We start from the raw sequence: 10,828 nt of genomic DNA, 5'->3' as shown, positions 1-10,828 counted from the left end.
TGTAGTGGAACTGGTATCAAAAATTCCCCAATTGGTATCTTTAAAGACGGTATCATACTTGAGAAGTACTCTAGCATCTGGTAGAACAATGACATTATTATTGAACCACCCAAAATATTACCAAATGGACGGAAACTCAATGATATTGGTCTTGCAAATTCACCAATAATATTAAGTGGCGCCATCAAGGGTGTTGGCTCTAGCAACTCCTTGAAATAGGCCATACCTTTGAACTTTACCCCCATGACATAGATCATGAAGAATGTAATCAAGGCCCAGGCTACGGTTGTATCCAAGTCTGTAGTTGGCGACCTAAATCCAAACATCACTATTAGGTCTGAGCAGACAAAGAACAAGAATATTGTTCCAATATATGATATCATCCAAGGCGCACGCTTTATAAAGGCTGTTCCCGTAGTCTCAGTAACCAGGTTTCTAAGCCCACCAATTGCCATTTCCAAAAATACCTGTCTCTTGCTTGTAGGAACCTTTTTTAAGTCCCTTGTGAGCAACAGGGCCAGAATTATTAAAAAGGCCATTATGATCCACTGGGTTACAATGGTCTCACTTAGCTTGAAGTTACCAAGGTAGAGAACATATTTTGCTTGATACATAAGCCTAATCCTCCTTTCTCATTTTCTTTATTAAGTTTTTGCCTCCAAGGAGGTTTTGAGCTTTTATCACTATATTAGTGCTAATCAAGCCCAATGCAACAGTATACACGTTTATATGTTTTGTAGTTGCTGCAAAAACTAGGACTGCCCCATAGATAAAAATCCTAAAAGCATAGCTTCCCATGGACGACAGGGTTGCACTTTTCTTGTCCCTATTCCCAAGTCCATCTAGGTTTTTAGCTATAGAAAATAAAGCCAACATGGCGACTATACTGCCTGCAAGCAGGCCAGCCATAGTGCTGACTGATGCCTTGCCAATTATGGCTATAAGAAAAAGTCCCACCAGGTCATATACTCCTATACCCATGTATATTTTTCTCAAATTTTCCATTAGTTGCTTATCCAACGCATCACTTCCTAACCCATCAACATATAAACCTACACACCATTAAACTTCCTTTTTTAAGGACCCTACCTGTACTTATCTTCCTTTTTAGTAAATACCTTTAGGGTCTTGTATAGGCTGACAAAGGCACTTGCTATGCCCAACAATATGAATATTATTGAAAATATTGGCGAAGTACCTAGCTTCTTGTCAATAGTTATCCCTATAAAGCCACATCCAAATATACACACTACTACCATAATACCTAATTGTGTAAGTAATGAAAAAGACTTCATAGCTTCAAACCATATACTATTTTTACCCATATTTCCTCCATAAATTCAATTGACTACTAATTATATCACATTTTAACCCTATTTACCCTTAAGTATACCCAAATTTTCATAATTTTAAAAATTATTAACATTGAATTCACACTAGGTTCATAAACGACTAAATATGTATACCTCAAGCCATTAAAAAAACTTAAAGGCTGCACTGACTACAAAGTCCGTGCAACCTCTATATACTTTTAAACTACTTGGTTCCAAACAATCTATCTCCAGCATCACCTAGACCTGGTACTATATACTTATGATCATTTAATTTTTCATCTACAGAAGCAACATAGATATTAACTTCTGGATACTTTTCATGAACAGCTGCTATACCTTCTGGAGCTGCAACAAGATTTATCATTCTGATATTCTTCGCCCCTCTAGCCCTTAGCAATTCTATGGCAGCAGTAGCTGAACCGCCTGTAGCCAACATTGGGTCTACCAAAAATACTTCTCTTTCCCCTATATCCTGAGGCAGCTTGCAGTAGTATTCTACTGGCTCGCAAGTTTCAGGGTCCCTGTAAAGGCCTATATGTCCAACCTTTGCAGCTGGAATCAAGCTTATGAAGCCATCAACCATACCTATACCTGCTCTAAGGATTGGAACTATAGCCAACTTCTTACCGTCTAGTTCCTTTGCCATTGTCTTCTGTATAGGCGTTTCTATTTCTACATCCCTAAGCTGTAGGTCCTTTGTAACCTCATAGCCCATCAACATAGTTATTTCTGTTAATAACTCTCTAAAATCCTTTGAACCTGTTGATGTCTTTCTCATTAATGTTAACTTGTGCTGAATTAATGGATGGTCTGTAATTACTACTTTATTCATATTCTCCTCCTAAAATAATATATATTATAAATTTTTATTTTCTATCGCTGTAATCTTGTCTACCCTCGTCTGGTGTCTTCCACCTTCAAATGATGAATTAAGGTAGGCATCAACTATATCTAGGCCTAGGCCAATACCTGTTACCCTTTCACCCAAGGCTATCATATTAGCATCATTGTGGGCCTTAGTCATCCTAGCAGAAAAAGTATCTCCTAGTGTTGCACACCTAATTCCCTTTACCTTATTGGCTGCTATCCCTATACCAATGCCTGTTCCGCACACTAGGATGCCGCATTCAGTTTCTCCACTAGCAACACTCTTTGCCGCCTTTTCGGAATAATCCGGATAATCTACTGAATCACTTGAATTAGTCCCAAAGTCTACTACTTCATGACCTAGCTTTTCTAGGTGCTTTTTTATAGCAGCCTTTAGGTTTAGTCCACCATGATCACATGCTAATGCTATTTTCATATTTATTCCTCCAAAATTTTATTTTAACTACACATAAGCATAGCTATATACTCTTATATAATCCTGTAGGCAGCTGCCTTTTTCAGCCTATTCATTATGGCTACCCCTATGCCTCTTTCCTCAAAGTATGGGACATAGGCTATATCTATAGACTCCCTGTCTAGGCTTATTAAACTATCAAAAAGGTTCTTTGCAACTTCAGTATCAGACCCACCTAGGTCAAAAACCTTGGCCTGGTAGCTGTGCTGGTCATAGTTCATAGTCATAACGCCTATTTTTAGACCCTTCTTGGCATTGTCTTCACACAGGGAATCCACCCTCTCGGCAAAGCCTTCAAGATCATCCGCCTTGACTATATATACCTGGGCCTGGGGTGAGTAGTGCTTGTACTTCATTCCTGGAGCCTTGGCCCTTATATTGTCGTCCTTATTCTTTAAGGATGGGTCTAGGTCGACCCGGCCCAATACCTCCCCCAGCATTTCTAGGGTTATACTTCCTGGCCTAAGCACCATGGCAAGGTCTTCTGATAGGTCTATAATCGTGGACTCTACCCCATAGTCACAAGGACCTCCAACCAGTATTCCATCAACCCTGCCATCCATGTCTCTGATTATATGCTCTGGCTTGGTTGGGGATGGTCTACCTGATATATTTGCTGAAGGTGCTGCTATTGGCACTCCTGCCTGCCTTATAAGGTCTCTAGCCACCTGGTCTGATGGCATCCTAATTGCCACCGTATCTAGACCTCCACTAGTCCTGTCTGGTATAATAGCCTTCTTTTTAAAGACTATAGTCAGGGGGCCTGGCCAAAATTTATCCATCAGTAGTTTGGCCCTGTCATCTACATTTTCCACTAGGTCATATACATCCTCTTTATCAGCTACATGAACTAACAGCGGATTATCACTCGGCCTACCCTTGGCTTGATATATCTTGGTTGCAGCATCTTCATCTAGGGCATTTGCACCTAGTCCGTATACCGTCTCTGTTGGAAAAATCACTGTCTTGCCGTCTGCTAGCATAGTTGCAAATAGGGATATCAAGTCTTGGTCTGGCTTATTTATATCTATTTCTTTTATAAGTGTTTTCATAAAATCAACCTTCTTTACAAGTCTTTTCTCTTTGCTAGGGGATTACTCCTCAAAAAAAGGCCTTAGTAAAACCAAAGCCTCTTAAAAATATCTAGATTATATCGATGACATCTTTTCAGTCTGGTCAACTGTAATTAAGGCATCTATCATTTCATCTAAATCCCCATCTATAAATGAATCTAACTTATATAGGGTTAAATTAATTCTATGGTCACTAACCCTTCCCTGTGGGAAGTTGTATGTTCTGATTCTTTCTGATCTATCTCCAGTACCTACCTGACTCTTTCTTTCTGCAGCTATACCCTTTTGCTGTTCAGCTAGGGCCTTATCATAAAGTCTAGCCTTCAATACCTTCATGGCCTTTTCCTTGTTCTTTAACTGAGACTTTTCGTCCTGGCAAGAAACAACTTCACCTGTAGGTATATGAGTTAGTCTAACCGCTGAGTCAGTTGTGTTGACACACTGGCCACCATTACCTGATGCCCTAAATACGTCAACCCTTACATCTTCTGGATTTATATCTATTTCAACGTCCTCTACCTCTGGTAATACAGCTACTGTCGCCGTAGATGTATGTATTCTACCACCAGATTCTGTAGTAGGTATTCTCTGAACCCTATGAACACCTGATTCATACTTTAGTCTAGAATAGGCCCCCTTACCCTTTATCATAAAGGATACTTCCTTGTAGCCACCCACTCCAGTTTCATTGGAACTCATCAATGAAGTCTTCCAACCCCTTCTTTCTGCATACCTAGAGTACATCCTAAATAGGTCTCCTGCAAATAGGGCTGCTTCGTCACCACCAGCTCCACCTCTTACCTCTATGATAACATTCTTCTCATCATTAGGGTCCTTTGGCACTAGTAGTATCTTTAGTTCATTTTCATATTCCTCTAATAGGGCTTCAGATTCTGATAGCTCCATCTTAGCCAATTCTCTTAGCTCTTCGTCACTTTCTTCCTCTAGTATCTGCTTTGAATCAGCAATACTCTGGCTTGCCTTACTATAGTCTCTGTACTTCATTACGATTGGTTCTATTTCAGACGTTTCCTTCATCAGCTTCTGCCAAGTTGGCTGGTCACTGATTATATCAGGATCCGCTACTTTTTCACTTAGCTCCTTGTACTTATCCTCTAAAACCTTTAGCTTATTTAGCATTTGATTTTCACCTTCCTGTATTTTATATAAACGTAAATATCTATTACAATTTTTCTACATAATCAATTGTATATTTTAGCATAGGTAGACCCAAAATGTCAATATTTATAGGCTGCAACAAGACGGTCAAATCCCTGTATATCCTTCTTCGTGTAACCCTTAATATATCCCACTTGAGCCATCTTTTTCAATATTTTCTCTGCCTGATCATGACCTGATTCAAAGACCAGCTTTCCTCCTGGCCTTAGATAGTCGTAGGCCTCCTCTATAATTTTATTATAAAAATCCATACCCTCATCCCCGCCAGCAAGTGCTAGCCTAGGCTCATAGTCTTTTACATCCTTTTCTAGACTTTCAACAACTTGGTCTTCTATATAGGGTGGGTTGGATACTATTATATCTAGTCTTCCCTTGTAGTCACCAAGCCTAGTAAATAGGTCTGATTCAATTAGCCTTACCCCTTCAAGCCCTAATAATTCTCTATTTATACTAGCAACATCTAGGGCATCCCTTGAAATATCAACACCTATAAAGCTGATATTATTTCTCGCTTCTACTCTGGTCTGGGCCTGTCTATCCTTCCAATAGCTGGCCCCACTAAGTATGATTGCGCCGGAACCAGTACACATATCCAGTACCCTTATGTCTGATTCGGTCTTTATATCCACCATTTCATCTAGGCTTTCCACTAGGTCCTCTACCAAGAGTTCCGTATCTGGTCTTGGTATCAAGACCCTCTCATCAACATAAAAGTCTAGCCCCATAAATTCCTTTTTGTTTATTATATAGGCGATTGGCATTTGGTCCACCCTCTTGGCTATCATGGCCTCAAATATGGATAGCTGTTCACCATCTAAGTCCTGGCCGTAATTTATCATCAGCTTGACCCTGTCCCAGCCCAGAATATGACATAGAATTATCTCTACATCAAGTCTGGCTGTAGGACTTGTAGCAGACAAGATACCGCTATATTTTTCTATTATATCCTTAATTAGCATGGCTAAGTTCACTCTCTCTTTCATTCCACCCTTAGAATTATATCATAGATAGGATAACTTGTGGTAAAATGGGGTAATAGTATAATGAGTTTTATTTAAGTATTAATATTAAGAGTAGTAGCAGAGTTTAAAGGAGAATAAATGAATTTTAAAAAGATAAAAAAAGCCCTTATAACTGCCCTCCCTATAGCCTTTTGTTATATATCTCTAGGCTTTATAGGTGGGGCCATGATAAATAAGGTTGGCTTCAACCTATTGGATATAACCCTTATGTCCATATTTGTCTTTTCGGGTAGTGCCGTATTTATAGCATCCAACATGCTTATCGGAGGTATAAACCCTCAAATATCCATATACCTAACCCTAACCATTATTATTACCAACCTGAGAAATACACTTTATAGCTCAGCCCTAGTTAATGATACCAAGGACCTCAAGGGTTGGAAAAAGGTTGTCTTTTCTATGTTTATAGCTGATGAAACCTTTGCAATAAACAAGATATGCTATGAAAATGATCCTGAGTGGGATGGTGACCTAGCCCTATTCGTCAATATCTTTGGCTGTATATTTGGCTTGGTAGGTAGTCTACTTGGTGGTTTCTTTGGTCAAATTATAGATATACCCCTGGATATGGGAACCTTTATGATGTCTAGTATGTTTGTAATACTAGCTGTCCTACAGGTAAAGTCAAAGCAGGACCTACTTATACTGGCTATAGCTATACTTGTTTCATTTATCGTCCTATACTTCTACCAGGGAGGGCTTGACCTGATTATAGTGGCCCTAATAGTAACTAGTATAGGCTACTTTGTAGATAAGAATAATGAAAATAAAAATGAAAGGTTGGTGGACTCAGATGAATGCTAATATACTAAAGCTAGGCATAATAGGTGTATCCTTTATCTTTATGTTTGCCATGAGGTACCTTCCATTCAAAATCCTAGGTAAGAGTGCCAATTCAGAGGAATTTGATCGCTTTATAAAATATATACCCCTAGGTGTATTTGTTGCCATGATAATAAAGGATATCTTCTTTAAAAACGGCCAGCTTTTTTTGTCTATTTCAAACATAAAGCTAATACCCCTAATACTGATAATCCTAATTTCTGTTAAGTTTAGAAATATTGGCGTGTCAGTTGTTTCCGGTGGCATTATAATGCTAATTGCCCTAAATATCTTATAAAAACATCTGTTTTTAGGCAGGTATTAAGTACCTCAATGTCCAAAATTGTACTCTCCTATCATATGGTATGAAGTAGGATTTATAACAATAGAATTAATATAATTATATGGCGGGGTCCATAAGCAAGTATAGCTTATTGACCCTGCTTTTTTAATATATTATAAGTTATTTTATAAAATTTAAAAGAATAACGTTTGCAATTGATAAAATTATACTTTTACAATTGACTTATAATGATTCTCGATGTTATAATTGTAAATCATGTAAATGATATTCGTAGGCTTTTATGGTATAAGAGAAGGAGGAAAAAAAGCTAATGGTAGGAAAAAGACAAAATATGTTAAGGAAAACTGTTTGTATGCTTACAGTTTTTACTTTAGCAATAGGGATGGTTGCTAATGTAGATTCATTTGCAGATGAAAGTAGTCAAACCCATATTGTTAACTCCCAGTTTTATGGAAAGTTTAGCGATGCAGTAGAAACGGCAAAATCTCAGGGTAAATCTATAATAAAGGTTACTACTGACCAAAATAGTATGGGGAATGTAAATATAGCCTCCCCCATAGTAAAGTTGCAAGGAGAAACAAGATATAACAATGGTCGTGTTAGTCTTGGTTATATAGCCAAGGACCTTGTTACATTTAAGGCCGGCTCAAATGTAGAGGTGGTAAATATTGACTTTAGAAATGGCAGGGGAAGAAATGATCAAGGTGCCTATGTAGTAATCGAAGAAGGTGCTAAAGTAAAGTTTATAAATTGCAATTTTGATAACATTGTTGTAAATAATGGTAATGTGACCTTTGAAAACTCTAGTTTCAAGAATAAGAACAATAATGTAAATAACCATGGTAGCCTGACAACAGTTGCCGATGGCATAACTACAAGTCTTGGAAATAGTGCTAGGCCATCAATTGCTTTGGGTATTAACCTAGACTATAATGGTCCCTTTACAAGGGTTATAGGGTTGGATGAAAATGACCAGCTAGGATATGACCTAGTTGGTGATAACAAGGAAAATGCACGTGTAGAGGCTAGTATATCTCCAGAAGGAAGTGGTCTTACTGCCACAGTTTCTGCAGATAATAAGGTTAGTATCACAGGTGCTCCTAATAAAGTTGGTGACTATTCACTAAAGATAAAAGCATCCACTAATGATGAAGTAGCAGAAAAAGAATTGAAAATAAGCGTTCTAAATACAATGAGGGCCTTTTTAAAAGGAAACGCACCGATTTTTGGTTTTATCGGTAATAAATCCTATTCTTCTAATGGGGGTGTGGACGTAGTTTCATCTGCTACAGGCTCAAGTGGAGGGGTCGTGAGTAGCGCTGATAAGGGCAAAATAACCCTTCTAGTTAAGGAGGGAACAGAAAGCAATGCTAAATACATTCCATACTATGAATTCAAACAGAAATACCCTAATGCAAAAGTTGAACTGTCAATTTCTCCACAGGGAAGTGGCTTAAGGGCTGAATTAGATCCTATTTCCTATATCAATAAGGAAAGTGTTGTAAATGTAGATGGAGAAGCAAAGGGACCTGAAGCACTTTACAAATTGACTGCTAAGGTTACTGATGGAAGCAGGGTATCTACTACAAATTCTGTTGATATTCATGTATATGATTTAACTAAGTCACTGCAAACTAGGCTAGATGCCTTAGACTCTACAGAATCAAAATGGATGATGATGCCGTATAAAATATTTACGGTAGGAAATGCTACAATACCAACAAATCTTAAGGAAATAGCTGGTTCAAATGAAGAGGGTCTTTATGGTGAGCTTGGTAATACAGATAGCTATGCTACTGAAACTATAACAATTCCAAAAGGTGCCGATGTTACTTTGAAAAATTTAAAAATTAAGAGCAGCACTAAGATAATAGTTGAAAAGGGTGGAAAACTTACTTTAGATGGTTGTGTTACCTATGGACCTGTCGAGGTAAATGGTGGTACTCTAACCGTTAAGGACAACTCTTCTACAACTAATACTATAACTTTAAATGATGGTAGTATTCTAGAAGATTCAAGTATAAAATCCCTATCTACATTCTTAACTGATGGGTCTACCCTTGCTCCAAAGGAGCCTAAGTCAGTAGTTATTGTTAATGGTAATATTACTGTAAAGGGTACAAATAAGATTAAGGGTGACAAGGGCTTTACTACTAGTGTTGAAGCACAAAATGGACTAAAAGTAAATAATGGTGTTGTTACTCTTGATAAGGATGCTAGCCTAGAGGTAGTTGGTGGAGGAGATAATGTTGAAACAAATAATCCATTCTCTACTGTAGGGGCAGATGCAATAGTCCTTGAAAATGGAAAAATTGTAGGTGAAGGCTCTCTTATTGCAAAAGGCGGTAGGGGCTATGTTGACACTGTAAATAGAAAAGATGGAAAGGGTGGAAAAGCAGTATCTGGTACTGGTATAATAGATGTAGCTATTGCCAAATTGACTGGTGGAGATGGTCGTAGGGATAACATATTGAATACTAAGAAGGCTATAGGCGGAGATGTTGCCTCACCTAGTGTAAAGATAAGAGCTAAGGAAGGCACTTACCAGGGTGGCGATGGAGACCCAAAAGGTTCTTCACAAATTACCCCTTATACTGACCCTTCAAATAACGGTGGCTCTACTAGTCCAACAAATGGTGGTGGCTCTACTGCTCCAGCAAACTCTACTGGTGCTCCAGTAGGTAGTCAAGTTTCTAGCAGGCGAATAAGTGGAAGTGATAGAATAGCGACTGCTATAGACCTATCTAAAAAGAACTTTGAAAGGGCAAATACTGTTATAATAGCAAGGGCAGATATATTCCCAGATTCTATGACAGCATCAGTGCTTGCAAAATCCCTAAATGCACCTATACTTCTTACTAAAAATAATTCTTTAGATCCAAGAGTAGGATCTGAAATAGAAAGACTAGGTGCCAAGGACCTTATAATAGTGGGTGGAAATAGTTCCGTTAATAGTAATGTAGAAAAAGCTCTTAGTAAGTATGATTCTAGCATAGAAAGACTAGCTGGTAGCGATAGGTATGAAACATCTGAATTAGTTGCAAGAAAGGTAATTTCAGTATCTGGCAATAAAAATACGGCTGTGATTTCATCAGGAGAATCCTTCCCTGATTCCCTAGCTATTAGCCCATATGCATCAAAGGAAGCATACCCAATACTATTAGTTAAACGTAACTCTATTCCTTCTAATATAAAGAGGCTTATAGATACTAGTGACTTGAAAAATGTATATATAGTAGGTGGTCTAAATACTATATCTAAGGATGTAGAAAACAAGCTGACAAATACTATTGAAAGATTTTCTGGTAAAGATAGGTATGAAACTTCTATCAAGATAGCAAATAGCAAGTTTAAGGATTCAAAGAAGGCCTACCTGGCTTCTGGCAAAATCTTTGCCGATGCCTTAGTTGCAGGCCCTATTGCAGGCAAGGATAATGCACCGATACTTCTTGCTCCAGACAAGGGTATTTCAAATGACATAAAAAATTATATCGTTAATCACAAGATTAATGACCTGGTTGTAGTCGGTGGATACAAGTACCTACCAGAATCTGCAATCAGATCAATACTAAAGTAAGCACTTAAAAAACAATAAATGATAATCAGGTCCCTACATTGCTAGGGACCTCAGACTGTAGACAAAGTCCACATGTAAAAGTGTGGACTTTTCTAGTTTCTAGTACAATACAAATGCATCTTTATGATATCCATACCAAGAAAACATTGAGATTTCAATGTTTTCGTGGTATAAT

Annotated in this window: 11 protein-coding genes; 3 read left to right on the top strand and 8 right to left on the bottom strand. The window is 38.0% G+C overall.

Annotation, left to right across the window (positions count from 1 at the left end):
- The 8 genes from ACW6OJ_RS05700 to prmC form a co-directional block, all read right to left on the bottom strand.
- A partial coding sequence (locus tag ACW6OJ_RS05700) for a F0F1 ATP synthase subunit A (RefSeq protein ID WP_456095999.1) occupies window positions 1-614 on the bottom strand: 614 nt, incomplete at its 3' end.
- 4 nt (window positions 615-618) lie between these two features.
- Window positions 619-1,020: an ATP synthase subunit I gene (locus tag ACW6OJ_RS05695; RefSeq protein WP_456095998.1), complete on the bottom strand. Its 402-nt coding sequence runs from the start codon at window positions 1,018-1,020 to the stop codon at window positions 619-621.
- A gap of 65 nt (window positions 1,021-1,085) precedes the next feature.
- Window positions 1,086-1,325 carry an AtpZ/AtpI family protein gene (locus ACW6OJ_RS05690; RefSeq protein WP_304084482.1) on the bottom strand — a complete coding sequence of 80 codons (240 nt, stop codon included), beginning with the start codon at window positions 1,323-1,325 and terminating at the stop codon, window positions 1,086-1,088.
- Between the two features lie 211 nt (window positions 1,326-1,536).
- Window positions 1,537-2,166 carry a uracil phosphoribosyltransferase gene (upp, locus tag ACW6OJ_RS05685; RefSeq protein ID WP_293426638.1) on the bottom strand — a complete coding sequence of 210 codons (630 nt, stop codon included), beginning with the start codon at window positions 2,164-2,166 and terminating at the stop codon, window positions 1,537-1,539.
- A 24-nt stretch (window positions 2,167-2,190) separates the two neighbouring features.
- A complete protein-coding gene (gene rpiB / locus ACW6OJ_RS05680) occupies window positions 2,191-2,637 on the bottom strand; it encodes a ribose 5-phosphate isomerase B (protein ID WP_293426635.1) in 447 nt (148 codons plus the stop codon).
- Window positions 2,638-2,690: 53 nt separating this feature from the next.
- Window positions 2,691-3,728, bottom strand: coding sequence for an L-threonylcarbamoyladenylate synthase (locus tag ACW6OJ_RS05675; protein ID WP_456095997.1), 1,038 nt, complete (start codon window positions 3,726-3,728; stop codon window positions 2,691-2,693).
- Between the two features lie 96 nt (window positions 3,729-3,824).
- Complete coding sequence (gene prfA, locus ACW6OJ_RS05670; protein ID WP_456095996.1) at window positions 3,825-4,889, bottom strand: peptide chain release factor 1; 1,065 nt, start codon at window positions 4,887-4,889, stop codon at window positions 3,825-3,827.
- Between the two features lie 98 nt (window positions 4,890-4,987).
- Window positions 4,988-5,911 (bottom strand): peptide chain release factor N(5)-glutamine methyltransferase, encoded by a 924-nt coding sequence (gene prmC / locus ACW6OJ_RS05665; protein ID WP_456095995.1) that lies wholly within the window; start codon window positions 5,909-5,911, stop codon window positions 4,988-4,990.
- 117 nt (window positions 5,912-6,028) lie between these two features.
- Between prmC and ACW6OJ_RS05660 the strand changes: the two genes are divergently transcribed.
- From ACW6OJ_RS05660 to ACW6OJ_RS05650, 3 genes are all read left to right on the top strand, one after another.
- A complete protein-coding gene (locus ACW6OJ_RS05660) occupies window positions 6,029-6,754 on the top strand; it encodes an AzlC family ABC transporter permease (protein WP_456095994.1) in 726 nt (241 codons plus the stop codon).
- A complete protein-coding gene (locus ACW6OJ_RS05655) occupies window positions 6,744-7,070 on the top strand; it encodes an AzlD domain-containing protein (protein WP_456095993.1) in 327 nt (108 codons plus the stop codon). Before ACW6OJ_RS05660 ends, ACW6OJ_RS05655 begins: the two co-directional genes overlap by 11 nt.
- Before the next feature lie 316 nt (window positions 7,071-7,386).
- A complete protein-coding gene (locus ACW6OJ_RS05650) occupies window positions 7,387-10,653 on the top strand; it encodes a cell wall-binding repeat-containing protein (RefSeq protein ID WP_456095992.1) in 3,267 nt (1,088 codons plus the stop codon).
- Window positions 10,654-10,828 lie beyond the last annotated feature (175 nt).

The sequence above is a fragment of the Peptostreptococcus sp. genome (genome assembly GCF_977045075.1).
This window is presented reverse-complemented; position numbering and strand designations above follow the sequence as displayed.

Coding starts and splice junctions, on each gene's coding strand:
- ACW6OJ_RS05650 (WP_456095992.1), top strand. CDS start 7,387: ATGGTAGGAAAAAGACAAAATATGTTAAGGAAAACTGTTTGTATGCTT.
- ACW6OJ_RS05690 (WP_304084482.1), bottom strand. CDS start 1,325: ATGGGTAAAAATAGTATATGGTTTGAAGCTATGAAGTCTTTTTCATTA.
- ACW6OJ_RS05675 (WP_456095997.1), bottom strand. CDS start 3,728: ATGAAAACACTTATAAAAGAAATAGATATAAATAAGCCAGACCAAGAC.
- upp (WP_293426638.1), bottom strand. CDS start 2,166: ATGAATAAAGTAGTAATTACAGACCATCCATTAATTCAGCACAAGTTA.
- prmC (WP_456095995.1), bottom strand. CDS start 5,911: ATGAAAGAGAGAGTGAACTTAGCCATGCTAATTAAGGATATAATAGAA.
- prfA (WP_456095996.1), bottom strand. CDS start 4,889: ATGCTAAATAAGCTAAAGGTTTTAGAGGATAAGTACAAGGAGCTAAGT.
- rpiB (WP_293426635.1), bottom strand. CDS start 2,637: ATGAAAATAGCATTAGCATGTGATCATGGTGGACTAAACCTAAAGGCT.
- ACW6OJ_RS05660 (WP_456095994.1), top strand. CDS start 6,029: ATGAATTTTAAAAAGATAAAAAAAGCCCTTATAACTGCCCTCCCTATA.
- ACW6OJ_RS05655 (WP_456095993.1), top strand. CDS start 6,744: ATGAATGCTAATATACTAAAGCTAGGCATAATAGGTGTATCCTTTATC.